Annotated in this window: 15 protein-coding genes and 1 riboswitch; of the genes, 9 read left to right on the forward strand and 6 right to left on the reverse strand. The window is 66.5% G+C overall.

Annotated features, from left to right (window positions below; translation table 11 throughout):
* The first annotated feature begins 8 nt into the window (after positions 1-8).
* Positions 9-90: riboswitch (S-adenosyl-L-homocysteine riboswitch) on the forward strand.
* A gap of 19 nt (positions 91-109) precedes the next feature.
* From ahcY to F467_RS0101065, 3 genes are all read left to right on the forward strand, one after another.
* Positions 110-1,522 carry an adenosylhomocysteinase gene (ahcY, locus tag F467_RS0101055; protein ID WP_018138129.1) on the forward strand — a complete coding sequence of 471 codons (1,413 nt, stop codon included), beginning with the start codon at positions 110-112 and terminating at the stop codon, positions 1,520-1,522.
* 95 nt (positions 1,523-1,617) lie between these two features.
* Positions 1,618-2,472: a methylenetetrahydrofolate reductase [NAD(P)H] gene (gene metF / locus F467_RS0101060; protein WP_018138130.1), complete on the forward strand. Its 855-nt coding sequence runs from the start codon at positions 1,618-1,620 to the stop codon at positions 2,470-2,472.
* A 6-nt stretch (positions 2,473-2,478) separates the two neighbouring features.
* The gene (locus tag F467_RS0101065; protein WP_018138131.1) at positions 2,479-3,246 is read left to right on the forward strand and encodes a 16S rRNA (uracil(1498)-N(3))-methyltransferase; all 768 of its coding nucleotides are present in this window, start codon (positions 2,479-2,481) and stop codon (positions 3,244-3,246) included.
* Between the two features lie 17 nt (positions 3,247-3,263).
* Here F467_RS0101065 and F467_RS0101070 read toward each other — a convergent pair whose 3' ends face one another.
* Genes F467_RS0101070 through F467_RS0101095 form a run of 6 tightly spaced genes read right to left on the reverse strand, consistent with a single transcriptional unit; the run spans position 3,264 to position 12,643 of the window.
* Positions 3,264-3,755: a hypothetical protein gene (locus tag F467_RS0101070; protein WP_018138132.1), complete on the reverse strand. Its 492-nt coding sequence runs from the start codon at positions 3,753-3,755 to the stop codon at positions 3,264-3,266.
* Complete coding sequence (locus F467_RS0101075; protein ID WP_018138133.1) at positions 3,752-9,115, reverse strand: Hpt domain-containing protein; 5,364 nt, start codon at positions 9,113-9,115, stop codon at positions 3,752-3,754. The genes F467_RS0101070 and F467_RS0101075 overlap by 4 nt, the downstream gene beginning before the upstream one ends.
* A 15-nt stretch (positions 9,116-9,130) precedes the next feature.
* Entirely contained in the window at positions 9,131-11,209 is a 2,079-nt protein-coding gene (locus F467_RS0101080) for a methyl-accepting chemotaxis protein (RefSeq protein ID WP_038049531.1), read from the reverse strand.
* Positions 11,210-11,244: 35 nt separating this feature from the next.
* Positions 11,245-11,823, reverse strand: coding sequence for a chemotaxis protein CheW (locus tag F467_RS0101085; RefSeq protein WP_018138135.1), 579 nt, complete (start codon positions 11,821-11,823; stop codon positions 11,245-11,247).
* Complete coding sequence (locus F467_RS0101090; RefSeq protein WP_018138136.1) at positions 11,820-12,185, reverse strand: PleD family two-component system response regulator; 366 nt, start codon at positions 12,183-12,185, stop codon at positions 11,820-11,822. The genes F467_RS0101085 and F467_RS0101090 overlap by 4 nt, the downstream gene beginning before the upstream one ends.
* A gap of 38 nt (positions 12,186-12,223) precedes the next feature.
* Entirely contained in the window at positions 12,224-12,643 is a 420-nt protein-coding gene (locus F467_RS0101095) for a PleD family two-component system response regulator (protein WP_018138137.1), read from the reverse strand.
* A 206-nt stretch (positions 12,644-12,849) separates the two neighbouring features.
* On the opposite strand from F467_RS0101095, the gene gshB reads away from it, so the two are divergent.
* From gshB to F467_RS0101125, 6 genes are all read left to right on the forward strand, one after another.
* Positions 12,850-13,791 carry a glutathione synthase gene (gshB, locus tag F467_RS0101100; RefSeq protein ID WP_018138138.1) on the forward strand — a complete coding sequence of 314 codons (942 nt, stop codon included), beginning with the start codon at positions 12,850-12,852 and terminating at the stop codon, positions 13,789-13,791.
* An 18-nt stretch (positions 13,792-13,809) separates the two neighbouring features.
* Entirely contained in the window at positions 13,810-14,862 is a 1,053-nt protein-coding gene (locus F467_RS0101105) for an FAD:protein FMN transferase (RefSeq protein WP_018138139.1), read from the forward strand.
* Positions 14,859-15,233 (forward strand): NusG domain II-containing protein, encoded by a 375-nt coding sequence (locus tag F467_RS0101110; protein WP_018138140.1) that lies wholly within the window; start codon positions 14,859-14,861, stop codon positions 15,231-15,233. Before F467_RS0101105 ends, F467_RS0101110 begins: the two co-directional genes overlap by 4 nt.
* 7 nt (positions 15,234-15,240) lie before the next feature.
* Positions 15,241-15,786, forward strand: coding sequence for a Gx transporter family protein (locus tag F467_RS0101115; protein WP_018138141.1), 546 nt, complete (start codon positions 15,241-15,243; stop codon positions 15,784-15,786).
* Positions 15,761-16,693 carry an energy transducer TonB gene (locus F467_RS0101120; RefSeq protein WP_018138142.1) on the forward strand — a complete coding sequence of 311 codons (933 nt, stop codon included), beginning with the start codon at positions 15,761-15,763 and terminating at the stop codon, positions 16,691-16,693. Before F467_RS0101115 ends, F467_RS0101120 begins: the two co-directional genes overlap by 26 nt.
* Positions 16,694-16,760: 67 nt before the next feature.
* On the forward strand, positions 16,761-17,339 hold the full coding sequence (locus F467_RS0101125) for a YqgE/AlgH family protein (protein WP_018138143.1): 579 nt from the start codon (positions 16,761-16,763) through the stop codon (positions 17,337-17,339).
* Positions 17,340-17,351 lie beyond the last annotated feature (12 nt).

Genomic DNA, 17,351 nt, shown 5'->3' on the forward strand with positions numbered 1-17,351 from the left:
ATACCCATCCGGCTGAGGAGCGCTGCAGCGGTTTAACCGTCAGGCTCAGCCGGATGCCCCCCTGAAACGTGAACACGGCGCTCATCCAGATAACCGGAGAAGTTGATCCATGAATGCTGTGATGAACGACAAGAAAACCACCGATTACGTCGTCAAGGACATCAACCTTGCCGAGTTCGGCCGCAAGGAAATTGCGATCGCCGAGACCGAGATGCCCGGTCTGATCCAGACCCGCGAAGAATTCGCGGCCTCCAAGCCGCTGAAGGGCGCCAAGATTGCAGGCTCCCTGCACATGACGATCCAGACCGCGGTTCTGATCCAGACCCTGGAAGCCCTGGGTGCGGACGTACGCTGGGCCTCCTGCAACATCTACTCCACCCAGGACCACGCCGCGGCCGCGATCGCCGACAACGGCACCCCGGTCTTCGCCGTGAAGGGCGAGACCCTGGAAGAGTATTGGGACTACTGCCACCGCATCTTCGAATTCGACGGCGGCGCCAACATGATCCTGGACGACGGCGGTGACGCCACGCTGCTCCTGCACATCGGCGCCAAGGCCGAGAAGGACCAGTCCGTCATCTCCAACCCGGAGAACGAAGAAGAAGTCGCCCTGTTTGCCTCGATCAAGGATCGTCTGGCCAAGCAGCCGACCTGGTACTCCGAGCAGCTCGCCAAGATCAAGGGCGTGACCGAAGAGACCACCACCGGTGTCCATCGCCTGTACCAGATGGCGAAGGACGGCGAGCTGGCCTTCCCGGCGATCAACGTCAACGACTCGGTCACCAAGTCCAAGTTCGACAACCTGTACGGCTGCCGCGAGTCCACCGTGGACTCCATCAAGCGCGCCACCGACGTGATGATCGCGGGCAAGATCGCCGTGGTCTGTGGCTACGGTGACGTCGGCAAGGGTGCGGCTCAGTCGCTGGCCGGCCTGGGTGCCACCGTGTGGGTCACCGAGATCGACCCGATCTGCGCCCTGCAGGCCGCCATGGAAGGTTTCCGCGTGGTCACGATGGAAGACGCGGCCGACAAGGCCGAGATCTTCGTTACCGCCACCGGTAACAAGGACGTGATCACCGAAGATCACATGACCCGCATGAAGAACCAGGCCATCGTCTGCAACATCGGCCACTTCGACTCCGAGATCGCCGTGGCCGCGATGCGCAAGTACGAGTGGGAGAACATCAAGCCGCAGGTTGACCACATCATCCTGCCGAACGGCAACCGGATCATCATGCTGGCCGAAGGCCGTCTGGTGAACCTGGGCTGCGGCACCGGTCATCCGAGCTTCGTGATGTCCAACTCCTTCACCAACCAGACCCTGGCCCAGATCGAGCTGTGGACGAAGGGTGACCAGTACGACAAGAACGTCTTCGTGCTGCCGAAGCACCTGGACGAGAAGGTCGCACAGCTGCACCTGTTCAAGCTGGGCGCCAACCTGACCCGTCTTACCGACGATCAGGCGGCGTACCTGGGTATGTCGGTGGATGGCCCGTTCAAGCCGGAACACTACCGCTACTGATCGGCCAGCCTCACATTTCAATTCGTTGCTAATGTGAACGCCGAGGCGGGCCGCATGTTCGTGCGGTCCGCCTTCTTTTTGTCTGGAGGACAAACATGTCTACCCAAAAACGCGTCTTCAGCGTTGAGTTTTTCCCGCCCAAGGACGAGGCCGGGGCCGAACGACTGGCCAAGGCCCGCAAGCGCCTGGGCGCACTGAATCCCGAGTTCTATTCCGTCACCTTCGGCGCCGGCGGCTCGACCCGCGACCGCACCCTGGAGACGGTCCGGGACATCATCGACAACGACGGCATCCCGGCCGCCCCTCACGTCTCCTGCATCTCCTCGACCAAGGGCGAGCTGCACGAGCTGCTGTCGACCTACCGCGACATCGGCGTTAACCGCATTGTCGCACTGCGCGGCGACCTGCCGTCCGGCACCAAGAACTCCGGCGGCGACTTCCGCTATGCCTCCGAGCTCGTGGAGTTCGTGCGCGCCGAGTTCGGCGACCAGTTCAAGATCGAGGTCGCGGCCTATCCGGAGTTCCATCCTCAGGCCCCGAACGCCGAGAAAGACCTGGAGAACTTCAAGACCAAGGTCGACGCCGGCGCGGACGCCGCGATCACCCAGTATTTCTACAACGTGGACGCCTACGAGGCCTTCATGGAACGGGTGGAGAAGATGGGCATCACCATCCCGATCATTGTCGGGATCATGCCGATCACCAACTACACCCAGATCGTGCGCTTCTCCGAGATGTGCGGCGCCGAGATCCCCCGTTACATCCGCAAGCGGATGGAGGCCTACGGTGACGACAAGGAGTCGATCCGCAAGTTTGGCATCGAGGTCGCCACGCGCCTGACCGACGACGTCCTCGACAAGGGCGCCCCGGGGATCCACTTCTACTCCATGAACCAGGCCGGTCCGACCGAGACCATCTGGAAGAACCTGGACCTGGACAACCGTCGGTAACACCCGATGCGCTGCCCCCGGCTGCTGATCAACGACACGGATCTGGCCGCGGGGCAGTCTATTCCCGCGTCGCAGGACCGGCTGCACTACGCCACCAATGTCCTGCGTCTCAAGAACCATGCTGCCTGCCGGGTGTTCGACGGTCAGGGCAACGAATTCCACGCCCGTCTGGATATCACCGGACGGCGCACCGGCACCTTCCACCTGGGCGAGCGCGCCGCCGCCGCCACCACACCCGCACGCCCCATTGAGCTGCTCCAGGGCATTGCCCGGGGAGACCATATGGATCTGGCGGTCCAGAAGGCGGTGGAGCTGGGTGTCAGCATGATCCGGCCCGTGCTCTGCGAACGCAGCCGTTCGGCCGCAGCCCATCGGGGACTGGACAAGCGCCATGCCCACTGGGCCGGGATCATCCAGGCCGCCGCCGAACAATGCGGCCGTAACGAGCTACCGCTTCTGGCACCACCAGCCACACTGGACGACGCGCTGGGCGCCAGCTCACCCGGCCTCGACCTGGTCGCGGACGAACAGGGCCCGCCCCTGTCCGGGGCACTCGACGCGTTCGGGAAGGGGGGCACGTCCGGACGGGTACGGATACTGATCGGACCCGAGGGGGGGCTAACTGACGAGGAACGCCTCCAGACGCGCAAGGCGGGGTTTCAATCCGTCTCCATGGGCCCCCGCACCCTGCGCACGGAGACGGCCGCGATCAGCCTTTTGACCCTGGTGCAATGGAAGCTCGGGGATCTCGACGGTGGGGCGGCCCTCACCTGACGTTCGAGGCCGTCGGCCTATGCCGTTTCCGGCTGCGAGAGCTCGAGCAAGCGATCCTCGATCGCATCAAGTCGCAGCAGGTGACTGGTCACTCCCGACGCCTTTACCCGCCACGCCCACGGAGAGGCATCCGCCTCATCGACGGCATAGATGTTTTGCGGCGTGATGCGCACCGGATGTGGCGTGCCGCGCACCTCCAGCGCATAAAACGGCAGCCGCTCCGGCTGGGTAATGGCCTGCATGACCAGCAGACGGGTGAACCGACGCTGCGCATCCTCGGTTGGGTGTTCGGGATACAACAGTCGGTGAACATTGACCACGGGCACCTGGACGTCCTGCCAGATCAGCGTGGGCTCCAGCCAGGGGATGTCCGCGTGCTCGTGATCAGTCTGCACGGCACCTGCCCGGGTGGTGACCTCGAGAAAGGCACTACGCGGCAACAGGATGGACCCGGTGTCCAGCTGCACAATCACCGACTCGACCGACGGCGCGCGGGTCTCTTCACTCATGCGACGACCTCCTCAAGATGACGCCGGATTTCGTCCAGCAGGTCATTCTCCAGGTACGGCTTGCCCAGATAGCCATTGACGCCCAGCCGCGAGGCCCGCTCGCGATGCTTCGTGCCACTGCGCGATGTGATCATGATAATCGGCACCTGGCTCAGCTCCGGATGGTCGCGGACATGGGCGGCGAACTCGAAGCCGTCCATACGCGGCATCTCCACATCCAGCAGGATCAGCTGCGGTCGCCGCTCCTCCAGCATCGTCACGGCATCGAGACCGTCGCGGGCCGTGACCACATCGTACCCATGGCGGGCGAGCAGACGCGCGGTGACCTTGCGGATGGTGATCGAGTCATCCACGACCATGACGCGTGGGGCGCCGGCAATCTCCGCCGGCATACCCGTGTCGACGGTGCCCGCCGTAGCCGCCGCGAAACGCACCAGCATGCTCAAGTCGAGGATCAGCATGACCGAGCCATCGCCCTGCAGGGTCGCACCAGCGACCCCCGGGATGCGGCTCAAGACCGGGCCTACCGATTTCACGACCACTTCCTGGCTTCCCAGCAACCCGTCGATCCGCAGCGCCACGCGCTGATCGTCAGCGCGCACCAGCAACAGCGGGAACGCGTGGTCCGGCAGATGGCTGGCGCTGGCCTGCGTCTCGATCCCCATCAGGTCACCCAGGGCCCGCACGGCATAGTCCTGACCCGCGTAAGGATAGCTCACATGCCCGTCGCCGCTGGCCACGACCTCGTCCGCATGCGCCCGCACGACGCCCTCCACGGACGCCATGGGCACGGCGAAGGTCTCCTCGCCCACCTGAACCAGCAATGCCTGCGAGATCGCCAGCGTAAACGGCAACCGCATGGTAAAGCGCGAGCCTCGTCCGGGCGTGGATTCGATCTCCAGCGTGCCGCCCAGCTGCTTGACGTCGCTGTTCACCACGTCCAACCCCACCCCGCGACCGGCCACCTGCGACACCTCCGCGGCGGTGGAGAACCCGGACTGCAGGATCAATTGCAGGGCCTGGGCATCGGTAATCTCGGCATCGGAGGCCAGCAGCCCGCGCTCCACGGCTCGCGTGCGGATGGCATGGGCATCAATCCCGGCGCCATCGTCCGTCACTTGCAGGCGGATCTCGCTGCCTGACTGTTCGAGCGACACCCCGATCTGGCCCGTTTCCGACTTGCCGGCCGCGCGCCGCGCGTCGCTGTCCTCGATCCCGTGCGCAATCGCATTGCGCAGCAGGTGCTCAAGCGGGGCGACCAGCCGTTCCAGCAATGCGCGGTCGAGCTCGGCCCCCTGCCCGGAAAACTCCACACGGACCGACTTGCCCATGTCGTCGCCGGCCTGGCGTACCACGCGCCGCAGGCGCGGGGCCATACGTGCGAACCGCACCATGCGCTGGCGCATCAGCTGGTCCTGGAGATCGGTCCCCACGCGACGCTGCTGCAGCAGGATGCCGCCGGCATTCTGTAGCTCGTCACCCACGTCCTGCTTCAGGGCCTCAAGGTCACTGACACTCTCGGCCAGCGCACGCGAGAGCTGCTGGATCCCGGAATAGCGGTCCATCTCCAGCGGATCGAAATCCACCGCCTCGTCACCGCTCTCCTTCTCGACCCGGAACAGAATCTGCGCCTCGGTCTCGATCTCGAGCTTGCGCAGCTGCTCGCGCAAGCGAGCGATCGTCCGCTCCAGTTCATCGACCTGACCTTCGACGCGACCCACGGTTTGCTCGAAGCGACGATGAAAGGTCGCAAGCTCGCCGGCATGATTGACCAGCGCATCCAGCACCTCGGCATCCATGCGCACCTGGTCCTGGATACGGCGCGCCTCCATCGGCACGGGGTGCGCGACCGTCTCCGACTCGTCGTCGTCCGCCAGGAGGGCCGCGGGTTCGATCTCCTCGGCCTCACTGCGGGCGGCCGGCTGGCTCTCGAACTCTTCGCCGCCACCGGATGCCCACTCGCGCAACGCCGGCAGGGTCTCGCTGGCCTCTTCGTTCGTCTGCCAGCTACCGACCCCGCGCTCGACCAGGTGCTGGACATCGGTCAATGCGCGCTCGACCAGCCGGAAGAATCCTTCTCGGGGCTCCAGTCCGGTCTCGGTCTCCACGCCCAAGGCACTTTCCAGGGCATGGGCAATCGCCCCTACCACCTCGAAACCAGCCATCCGGGCACTGCCCTTCAGCGTATGCACCTCGCGCTGGAAGGCATTCTGATCCGGCCCCGGACGGCCGTCGGGCTCGGCGCCCACCGCTTCGGCCTCCGCTGGCTCGGGCGTCAAAGGCGTCGCGGACTCGACATCCGGTTGCGGTGGCTCGAGCGCCGATCCGAGCCCATCCGACTGTGGCGGCTCGGAGACCTGCTCGGCGGCATCCTCGTCGGCAGCACGCAGCAACTGCTCGGCGGTCGCATGGTCGAGGAGCTCGTAGACCTCGGGCGACCACTCGGGTGGTGCCTCCGTCTTGACCGGGTCAGGGTGCTCGTCGGCCACTGCATCTGCCACGTAGCGCTCGAGTTCGGCGAGCAGAGTCTGAGCTCGCGCCGCCAGCGGCCACTCCATCTCGCGATGGATGCGCACGATGCGCTCGAACGGCCCGCAAACGGCGTAGATGCCGCGGATATCGGCCGTTCGGGCACTACCGTTCAGGGTATGCAGTGCACGTTCGAGCTCGTGATTCGGCACCCTGTCGGGCCGGTTCCCGGACGCGTCGATCCATTCGCGAAGGGTAGCCAGATGGGTACGGGCCTCGGCCGAGAACACCTGCCAGAGTTGCGGGTCAGTACCCGCGTCCTCGGGCAACTCGAGCGTTTCGTCGTTCGTTTCCAGCGCGGGCTCCACGGGGACACCCGACTTGAGCTCGGCCTCGGGCCCGTCCAGCGACACCCCCAGCTCCTGTGAATCCAGGTCGAGCGGCTCCGCCGACTCCAGTTCTTCTTCCGGGGCCTCCAGAATGGGGGCCGCCGGCCATTCGGGCTCGGCCCCGCCTGCGGCAGGCTCGAGGGCATCCATACTGCGCGCGAGCTCGGCAAAATCGTCCTCGGCACCGGCCGGCACCTCGGCGGCTTCTTCCGCCGGCTCCATCTCGCCGGACAGCAGTGCCTGCAGACGCAAGGCGATATCCAGCACCGGGGTGTCCGGGCCGGCATCATCCCGGACTTCTGCTACCAGGCCCGGCAGGACTGCAATCGCATCCTCAAGTGCCTGGATGGTCGCGAAGTCCGCCTCTTGGCCGCCTTCCAGCAGGCGATTCAGGAATGACTCCACAACCCAGGCGAATTCGCCCAGACGCAAGGCACCCGCCAGGCGGCCGGAACCCTTGAGCGTATGGAAGGAACGACGGATCACCGTCAGGGCATCCATGTCGGAGGGCGCGGCCTGCCAGCGCGGGAACTGCTCACCGAGGCTTTCGATCTCCTCGTCGGCTTCCTCGAGGAAGATATCGAGAATCTCGGGATCGATATCCGGCCCCCGGACCTGCGAGGACAACACAGACTCGTCGTAATGCAGATGTTCTGCACTCGAGACTTGCACCGGGGCCGGATTGGTTTCGGATACTGTCTCCTGCTCCGGGATATTCTCCTTGGCCTCACCAAACACGGCCAGCGGCTCTTCCTGTCCCGCGACCTCTTCAACGTCGTCACCCGGCGAGGCCCCTTCCCCGCTCGCACCCACGGACACATCGGTCAGTGAAACGGGGCGTTCGGCCCCATCGCCACCGGAGATGGCACCCAGACGCTGCAGTGCGGCCACGCCCCGCTCGTGGACACTATCCAGTTCGCGCCAGGGCTGCCCGGAGGACTCCAGCGCCAGCTCGATCGAGCTCAACACCTCCGCCAGCGCCCCGACCTCGTCCTCGCCCAGGTCCTGTGCCGCCAGCCCGGCGTCAGCGCGGGCCTCCAGGTAGCGGATCAACGGCTGCAACAGGGCCTGCAGGGCCTCGAAACCACCGATCGACATCGCACCGTCGACCCGCTCCAGCGCACCGCGGGCCTCGCGCAACCCGTTATCCGCGCCTTCCCCGGAGAGGTACCCAAGCAAGGTATCGCGCACACGCCGCACGTCCACCAGGGCCTCCTGGTAGACCGCCGCGGCCAGATGGCGATCGAAGTCGGCACGCGGGCCGCTGGCCGCGCGCCGACGCAGGCCCGATTCGAGCAGCGACTCCAGCGCCAGGAGATGCTCGGCCAACTCCATGTCGACCTGTTCATCGGAGTGCCCGGCCCGCTCCGGCGTCAGGGTCTCTGTCAGGGCATCGGTGTGGCGCTGCCCCGCCTCCAGGCCGAGCAGGCTCAGGGTCGAGCCGATACGCTCGACCTGTTCGCTCAGACTGGCCAGCTCCTCGTGGCCGCGCTGTTCCGAGCGCATCAGCACATCCAGGCGCTCTCGCACCTCGGCCAGGTCATCTTCCAGGGCGGCGCGCAGATTCTGATAAACCGCCTGGCCGACCCCTCCGCCGTCGTCGCCTTGCAGCGCGTGCAGACCGAACACCTCGCGCACCGCGCGCGCCTGCTCGCCATCGGAGCTTGACCCCGCAATGTGGAACAGCAAGGTCTTGATCAGGTCATCCGGAATGGCGTGATCGGGCTCCGAGCCATCGTCGTGCGACTCGCAGTGCTCGCTGAGGATGCCCAGGTAGCGCCCGAGCTCGCGGTCCACGCGCCCGATCAGGCGGCGAATGTCGGTACCGGCCTCGAGGCCCTCGTCGGCGAGCGACTCCAGGATGCCACCGGTAATCCAGAACAGGCGCCGGAGATCCCCGGGCGGGACCATTTCCTCGATCTGCTGTGCAACGGGCTTCAGGCGGCGGGCCGCCGCGGTCACATCACCGCGGACCAGCTCGAGAAGCTCGCGCTGAAATCCCCGACGAGCCTCCTGCAGGCGCCGTGCGCGCTCCTGAGGCTGCGGCGCCTCGCCACCGGCCCCAACGCGACCGTCGTCCACCGCCTGCAGATCCGGCATCAGGGCCGCGACGTCCATCAGCAAGGTGGCGCCCCGCGCTGCCCGCAGCTCGTTGAGCAGCGGGACCAGGATCATCGGCGAAGGCAGTTCCGAGTCGCCCTCCTGCTCAAGGTAGTCGGGCAACTGCAGCGCGGCACGCAAGAGCGCCTCGGTTGCCTCCGGGCTGGGCGGCTCGGCCCCCTGCTGCAGATCCATCACCTGCAACATCTCGTCGCAGATCAGGACCACGCTCTCGACCTGCACCATGGTCAGAGTGCCGCGAATCTGCTCCAGTCCCGCGCGGGCCTCCTCCAGACACTCGCCACAGGCGGGGTCCTCGGCATAACGACGCAGGGCGTCCTGGAGCTCGACAAAGAGCTTGTCGAGTTCGTCGCGGACCCAATTCAGTGCGCTGGGTGCCATATCTGCGGCCCGGCGTCAGGCGCGCTGCTCGTTCGGGACGGTTTCCTCGGACGACGCATCGGGCTCGGCGGCAGCCTCGCCAGGCTCGGGTAGCGTCGGGTCGGGGAGCTTGAAGTCCGACACCGAGGACTGGAGCTGCGCGGACAGTTGCGCCAGGTCGCCGATGGCGGCCGCGGTGGACTGGGTGCCCTGGGTGGTCTCCGAGGTGATCTCGCGGATCTGGCCCATGATCGAGGTCACGTTGCGCGCCATCTCGGACTGCTGGCGCGCCGAGTTCGCGATACCGTCGATCAGGTCCGCCAGATCGGCAGAGACCTGCTCGATCTCGGCCAGCGCCTCGCCCGCTGCCTGGGCCATCTCGGCCCCGGACACCACGTTGGCGGTACTTTGTTCCATCGACGAGACCGCCTCGCTGGTATCCGCCTGGATCGCTTTGACCAGACCCTCGACCTGACGGGTCGCCCCGGAGGAGCGTTCCGCGAGGCGCTGGACCTCGTCCGCCACCACCGCGAACCCGCGGCCCGCCTCGCCTGCGGCGGATGCCTGGATCGCCGCGTTCAACGCAAGCACGTTGGTCTGTTCAGCGATGTCATTGATCAGCCCGATGATGTCGCCGATCTCCTGCGAGGATTCGCCCAGGCGCTTGATCCGTTTCGCGGTCTCCTGGATCTGCTCGCGGATAGTGTCCATCCCCTCGATCGAGCGGCGCACCGTGGCCGCCCCCTTGGACGCGATTTCCACGGAGTTTCGTGCCACCTGGGCCGACTGCCCGGCATCCTGCGCGACTTTGTCGACCGAATGGCTCACCTCGTCGATCGCGTCGTTCGCCTGCTGGATCTCGCGGGCCTGTTCCTCGGACTTCTCGGCCAGCCCGAGCACCTGCGAGCGGGTGGCGGCCGAGGATTCGCTGATATCCGCCGCCACCGTGTTGATGGTCGCGACCAGCGTTCGCAGGTTCTCGATCGCGTAGTTCATCGAGTCCGCGATCGCGCCAGTGAAGTCCTCGGTCACGGTCGCGTTGACGGTGAGATCCCCGTCGGCGAGGTTCATCATCTCGTCGAGCAGGCGCAGGATCGCCTGCTGGTTACGTTCATTCTGCGCCTCGGTCTCGGCCAGTTCGCGCTTGGTGTCGCGATAGAGGAACAGGCCCATCGCGATCAGCAGCAACAGCGCCAGGCCACCCAGGGCGAAGCCGACCAGGGCGATCACACCCGCCTGTTCGGCCTCCCGGTTCAGGGCGACTTCCAGGCCACCGGTCACGTCCAGCATTGCCCCCGAGCGGGCCTCGACGGCCGAGGCCGCAGCGTTGATCTCGAAAATCTGCGACGAGGTATCCAGCACCCCTTCGACCGCCTCGCTGAAGGCGATGAACAGGGTCGCGATCTCCTGCAGAGTGCGCTGGGTCTCGGCATCGTTAACACGCTCGATGCCCAGGGGCTCGAAGCCCTCGATCAGGCCGTCGAGCACACGCCCGTACAGCGTGGCATCACGCTCGAAGCGCTCGATCGCGGTGGCCGCGGCCGCACCACCCTGCAACACCTGGTTGAGGTTGTTGGCGATACGCTGAATCAGCATCGTCTGGCGCGAGGCCACATAGATCTGCTCCGGCGATTCCCCAATCTGGACCATGCGCCGCACGACGTCATCGGACAGGCGTGCCAGCTCCGGCGAGAAGGCCTCCACCGCCTCGGAGAATTCCGTCACCTGCTCGATATCATCCGAGCCCACGATGACGGTGGTGACGTCGTCGCGATAAAGCGACCACTCGCGATTGACGGCCGCGAGCTCACTGGAGACCGCCTCCGGCAGCGGCAGCAGGCCGTCGCCACCATCGCGCAGGCGCTCGAGCTGGTCGTCGAAGCGATTACGCAACTCCGTGATATCGGTAATCGCCTGTTCGGAGCCCCCGGCCGCTTCCAGGGTACCCGTCGCCAATCGCTGCGAAAGCAGCTGCATCTCGCTGGCCAGGGCAACACGGTCGCGATACTGACTTTGCTCGAATTCGTGGTAGGTAAAGGCCACGCCCGTCGCGATCAGGGCCAGCACCAGCAGCCCCCCGAGGACGATATTGCGCAAGCGTCGACTCGATCCCATACGTCAAACCCCCTGTTGCAGCCCGTCGGCTCCGCTTATACAGCTGCCGCGGTCTGTTCGGTATTCGATGCCCCAGCCAGCTCCATGCCGGCAAAGCGATTGGTGTCATTCAAAAGCAGATCCAGATCCAGCACCGGGTGCAGTCGGTGCCCGAGATCGAATCCGCCGGTAATAAAGGGGCGCACGCCATCAGGCACCGACACCTCCAGTCGCCGTTGCGAAGGAATGCAGCGACGCATGCCCTCGACCTGGCTCACCAGCAACCCGGCCATCCCGTGCCCCTGAGGGGCCACCACCACACGCTGCCCGCTCGCGTCGTGCGGCAGCGGGGTGTCCAGCAGCAGCTTGCCCATATCGAAAACCGGCAGGACCAGCCCGCGCAGATTCCCCACACCCAGCACGGCCGGATCCGCCAGCGGCACGCGCGTCAGCGACAGCGGATCGGCCACCTCGGCGATCGAGTCCATGTCGACCAGAAAACGGAAATCGGCGACACGGAGCAACACCCCGCGCCAGCCCGTGCCGATATCCCGTCGCAGTTCACGGTTCACGCGACGCCCTTCGCGATCAAGACTCGCGAGCAGGGCGTAGGGCGTGGACCTCTCGACCTTCATGCGTTGAGGTACTTCCCGATGGTCTGCAGCAGCTCCTTCTCCGCCACCGGCTTGGTGATGTAGTCCCGGGCCCCCTGGCGCATGGCCCAGACCCGGTCCGTGGCCTGGTCCTTGGTGGACACCACGACCACGGGTACATGCGAGGTCTCGTCGGATTTCGACAAGTCGCGGGTGGCCTGGAAGCCATTGAGCCCCGGCATCACCACATCCATCAGCACCAGATCCGGGACCTGTGCTTTGGCCGCGGCCACGCCCTCCTCGCCGCTTTCAGCCGTGGTCACGGCATGGCCATGCTTTTCCAGCATGGTGCGCAGGACATGGATCTCGGTCGGGGAGTCATCAACGATCAGGATGCGGGCCATGGGTCGTTCCTTGTCGGCATCTTGTGGTGCGGCGGGTTTCAGCTTCCTGCCGGGCGAGTGTACTGGCGCATCGCACCCAGGAGGTCATCCCGGGTGAAGGGCTTGGTCAGGTAATCCTCGGAGCCAACCACGCGGCCCTTGGCCTTGTCGAATACGCTGTCCTTGCTCGACAGCATGATGATCGGCGTAGCCCGGAACCGTTTGTTGTTCTTGATCAGGGCACAGGTCTGGTAGCCATCCAGACGCGGCATCATGACATCGATGAAAATGATATCCGGGTTGGAGTTGGCCACCTTGGACAGGGCCTCGAAGCCATCCACGGCCGTAATCACGTCCGCACCGTGCTTCTGCAGCAAGGATTCGGCGGTGCGCCGAATGGTCTTGCTGTCATCAATCACCATGACTTTCAGCCCCTGAAACTCGGCAGCCGATTCCGCTTCTGCCAGTGCGTTCGCCACCCTGCTCCCCCTGAAGGCTCTCTGCGCCCCCGAATCTATCGGAAGCTCGAGTCCGTGACAAACAGCACCCAATGATATTGCCTGCCCCCGCGAGCAGCGCAAGGAGTGCGAGCGAGCGCACACAGTTGCCCTGCCTCGACGGAGATCCATGAGGGCCGCGATGACATGGCATACTCGGGCCACACTTCGACACCGCGGAACCGCTCGTGGCGCATGACATCGCTGTCCTGATGGACCCAATCACCAGCATCAAGCCCTGGAAGGACACCACCTTCGCCATGCTGCTCGCCGCCCAGGCACGCGGGCACCGCCTGCACTACCTGGAACCCGGCGACCTGTGGATCGAAGAGGGGCGCGCGCAGGTCCGCAGCCGCCCGGTGGCAGTGCGCGACCAGCGCGAGGACTACTACACCCTGGGGCCCGAGCAAGAAGGCGACGCCAGCCGCTTCGATCTCCTGCTGATGCGCAAAGATCCGCCGTTCGACCTCGAGTACATCTACGCCACCTACGCCCTGGACCTGGCCGAGCGGGACGGCGTGCGCGTGGTCAACCGACCCGAGGCCCTGCGCGACGTGAACGAGAAGGCCTTCGCCACGCATTTCGTCGACTGCGGGCCACCGACCCTGATCACCCGCGACCGCGCGCGCATCCGCGCCTTCCTCGAGCACCACGGCGACATCGTCGTCAAGCCGCTGGACGGCATGGGCGGGGCCTCGGTGTTCCGCATCCGCGAGGGCGACCCCAACCTCTCGGTCATCCTCGAGACCATGACCGAATTCGACCGGCGCACCATCGTCGCCCAGCGCTTCCTGCCGGAATACACCGCCGGCGACAAGCGCATCATCCTGATCGGGGGTGAACCCTACGATCATGCACTGGCACGGATCCCGGCCGAGGGCGAGACCCGGGCCAATCTGGCCGCCGGCGGGCGTGGCGAAGCCGTTCCCCTGACCGATCGCGACCGCTGGATCTGCGCGCAGATCGCCCCCGAGCTCAAGCGCCGAGGCCTGGACTTCGTCGGCATCGACGTGATCGGCGACTACCTGACCGAGATCAACGTCACCAGCCCCACCGGCGTGCGTGAGCTCGATGCCGCCCGCGGCGACGATCTCGCCGGCCATTTCATCGACTACCTGACCCATCCCTGACCCCGCGAGGTGATGCCCATGCCGATCCCGTTTCCGCGCACCCGCCAGGCCTTCCTTGGACCGATCCTGCTCGCCGCGCTGGCCCTGGCCGGCTGCGACCGCGACACACCGGACACCGAGACCCTGAATTTCTTCGCCTTCGGCACGATCGTGGATGTCACGCTCTACCCCGCCGGGGCCTACGACCTGGAGGCGCTGGAATCCGAGTTGCAGGCCGAACTGGAGATCCTGCATACCTCCTGGCATGCCTGGGAGCCGGGATCGCTCGGACGTACCAATGAACTGCTGGCGCTTCGGGCCGAGTTCAGCGCCCCGCCCTCTGTCCTGCCACTGATCGAACGTGGCAAGGAAATGGAAGAGCTGAGCGACGGCCTGTTCAACCCGGCGCTGGGCAAGCTGATCGCCGCCTGGGGCTTTCATCAGGACGAGCCCGAGGGCCCGCCACCGGACGACGACACCCTGGAGGCGCTGCTAGAGGATACGCCCAGCATGCGCGACGTCGAACGCAACGGGGTACGTCTGCGCGGCCAGCACGCGGACCTGCAACTGGACTTCGGGGGGCTCGCCAAGGGTCTCGCCGTCGAACGCATGCTCGACCTGTTGCAGGGCCAGGGCGTGGAGGCCGCGATCTTCAACGCCGGTGGCGACCTCATGACCCTCGGTCGCCCCACGGACCGGGCATGGCAGGTCGCGATCCGCCACCCGCAGGGCGGCATTCTCGGGAGCATCGAGCTTGATGCAGGCGAGGCGTTGTTCAGCTCCGGCGACTACGAGCGCGGCTACGAATGGGAAGGCGAACACATCCACCATGTGATCGACCCGCGCAGCGGGCGCCCCAGCGAAGGCATCCACGGCGCTACCGTGCTGCACAGCGACCCCGCCCTGGCCGACGCCGCCGCGACCACGCTGATGATTGCCGGCCCCGAGGAATGGCCGCGCTACGCCCGCAAGATGGGTATCGAGGCCGCCCTGGTGGTACTCGATGACCGCATCGAGGCGACCCCGGCGATGGCCGAACGCGTGCGCCTGGAAGAAGGCCAGCCCTCGCTCGAGGAGCGCCAACTGCCGTGACGTTTTCTGGCCTGCGCTGGGGCGACGGGGTGATCGCCACCCTGGCCAGTGGCGTTGTGGTCGCGGCCTTTGCCCTCGCCTACCTGCCGGATAGCGAGGCCTCCATGCTGGTCATCACCCAGACTGGCGAGCCGCCGCGGCAGGAACCCCTGGACCGCACCCGCGAGATCGAGATTCAGGGCCCAGCCGGCATCACCCGCGTGCAGATCGAGCCGGGCAGGGCCCGCTGCGCCGACTCCCCCGGTACACGCAATATCTGCGAGAACAGCGGCTGGCTGCAGCGACACGGCGAGATCGCGGTCAGCCTGCCCAACCGGCTGACCCTGCAGGTGCAGGGCCGCGGCCCCGGCTACGACAGCCTTCATTACTGAGCCCGGCGTGACCGCCTCCACCCCCGACACGCTGACACAGCGCGACCGTGCGATCGCCGCGCTGGCCGCCATCGCTATTGGCGTCCAGATTCTGGAGGCGGCGATCCCGAGCCCGGTTCCGGGCATCAAGCCGGGGCTCGCGAACATCGTGACCCTGATCGCCCTGCTGACCCTCGGCTGGCGCGCGGCGGTGGCGGTGACCCTGATCCGGGTCGTTGGCGCCGCCCTGCTACTCGGCACGCTGATGAGCCCCACCTTCTGGCTGTCGCTGGCCGGGGCCCTGGCCGCCCTGGCCGCGCTCGGCCTGCTGCGCCCACTGGCACCTCGGCATATCGGCGCGCTGGGCCTCGCCATCGCCGCGGCGATGGCGCACATCACCGGCCAGTTCCTGCTGGCCTGGGGCGTGATCATCCCCCACCCGAACCTGCCACTGGTGCTACCCCCACTATTGCTGGCCGCTCTGATTACCGGCAGCGTGACCGGTATACTGGCAGCACACGTGCTCGCAGACCCCCGGATCCAGCGCCATGTCCGTCTCGCACGGCACCCTTGAACCCGAATCTCCGCAGCGTCGCGGCCAACTGGGCCCGATGCTGTTTCTGGCCGTGGTCGCGCATGCCCTGATCATCCTCGGCATCGGCTTCGCCGTGGACCCACTGGACACGCCTTCCCGCGAGCCCCTGGACGTGACCTGGGTGACCGACCCGGACGCGCAGGCGCCAGAGCCGGAAGAGGTCGAACGCATCGCCACCGAAGACCAGGCCGCCAGCGGCGAAGGCGAGGAAGTGCAGGAGGCGTTATCCCCGGAGGCCGAGACCGAGGGTGTCGGCGAACCGGAACCCGAGGGCGTCGAAGCCCCGCTGCCAGACCCGGGGCCACTGGTAATGGAGCCCGCCCAGCCGGAACCGGAGCCCGAACCCGAGGCCGTGGAGGCCGAGACGGACGAAGCGGAACCGACTGCCCCCGAGGTCGCCGAACCGGACCCGATCGAATCGCCCGAGGCGGAGGAACGCCCGTCGGCCGCCGCGCTGATGAACCGGGGCCTGGACACCGCGCGCGCCGCCCCGGCCGAGGAGCGCCGCGAATTCTCCACCCGCGCCACCCGCACCCGCTACCTCGACAGCCTTGCTGCACGCAGCGCACCGGAGGCCGCCTACCTCCAGGCCTGGATCAACAAGGTCGAGCGCGTCGGCAACCTGAACTACCCCGACCAGGCCCGCCGCCGGGGCCTGTCCGGCACGCTGGTACTGTCGGTTCGCCTGAATCCGGATGGCGAGCTGATGGACATCGAGATCGCCCGCAGCTCCGGCGAGCCGGTGCTGGACCAGGCCGCGATGCGCATCGTGGAGCTGGCCGCGCCCTATGCCCCGTTTACCGAACAGATGCGCGAGGAATACGACGAACTCGTGATCACCCGGACCTGGGCCTTCCGCCGCGACCAGATGGAGCAGATTCGCTAGCAAGACACGAGGAACATCCGGGCTCGAGTTCCTTGCGGCATCACGGAGCAGCGTCGATACTGAACACATGACGCAAGCCCCTTCCAGCTCGAGCGCGGCCAGCCTGCGCGATCACTTCCTGATCGCGATGCCGAGCCTGAATGATGGCTACTTCAGCCATGCGGTCACCTATATCTGCGATCACGACGCCGAAGGGGCCCTGGGGCTGGTAATCAACCAGCCCACCGAGCTGTCGCTGCGCGACCTGCTGCAACACGTTGATCTCGAGCCTCGCGACGAGCTGCCGGAGATCCCGGTCTACCGGGGCGGCCCGGTCCAGCCCGAGCACGGCTTCGTGCTGCACACTGGAAAGCCCGAGTGGCGGGGCAGCCAGCCCATCACCGACTCCATCGTGCTGACCACCTCGCGCGACATCCTGGAGGCTATCAACGAGGGCCGCGGCCCGAGCCGCGTCCTCATTGCCCTGGGACACGCCGGCTGGGGACCGGGGCAGCTCGAGAGCGAACTGGCCGAAAACGCCTGGCTAACCACCCGCGCCGATGCCGACATCCTGTTCGACCACCCCAGCGCCGAGCGCTGGGCCGCGGCGGCCAAGCTGATCGGCATCGACGTCAACCTGATCAGTTCCGCGCCCGGCCACGCCTGAGGCGGGCCCGGC

Source organism: Thioalkalivibrio sp. ALJ12, from assembly GCF_000378305.1.
GTDB lineage: Bacteria > Pseudomonadota > Gammaproteobacteria > Ectothiorhodospirales > Ectothiorhodospiraceae > Thioalkalivibrio.

Coding starts and splice junctions, on each gene's coding strand:
- ahcY (WP_018138129.1), top strand. CDS start 110: ATGAATGCTGTGATGAACGACAAGAAAACCACCGATTACGTCGTCAAG.
- metF (WP_018138130.1), top strand. CDS start 1,618: ATGTCTACCCAAAAACGCGTCTTCAGCGTTGAGTTTTTCCCGCCCAAG.
- F467_RS0101065 (WP_018138131.1), top strand. CDS start 2,479: ATGCGCTGCCCCCGGCTGCTGATCAACGACACGGATCTGGCCGCGGGG.
- F467_RS0101070 (WP_018138132.1), bottom strand. CDS start 3,755: ATGAGTGAAGAGACCCGCGCGCCGTCGGTCGAGTCGGTGATTGTGCAG.
- F467_RS0101075 (WP_018138133.1), bottom strand. CDS start 9,115: ATGGCACCCAGCGCACTGAATTGGGTCCGCGACGAACTCGACAAGCTC.
- F467_RS0101080 (WP_038049531.1), bottom strand. CDS start 11,209: ATGGGATCGAGTCGACGCTTGCGCAATATCGTCCTCGGGGGGCTGCTG.
- F467_RS0101085 (WP_018138135.1), bottom strand. CDS start 11,823: ATGAAGGTCGAGAGGTCCACGCCCTACGCCCTGCTCGCGAGTCTTGAT.
- F467_RS0101090 (WP_018138136.1), bottom strand. CDS start 12,185: ATGGCCCGCATCCTGATCGTTGATGACTCCCCGACCGAGATCCATGTC.
- F467_RS0101105 (WP_018138139.1), top strand. CDS start 13,810: ATGCCGATCCCGTTTCCGCGCACCCGCCAGGCCTTCCTTGGACCGATC.
- F467_RS0101120 (WP_018138142.1), top strand. CDS start 15,761: ATGTCCGTCTCGCACGGCACCCTTGAACCCGAATCTCCGCAGCGTCGC.
- F467_RS0101125 (WP_018138143.1), top strand. CDS start 16,761: ATGACGCAAGCCCCTTCCAGCTCGAGCGCGGCCAGCCTGCGCGATCAC.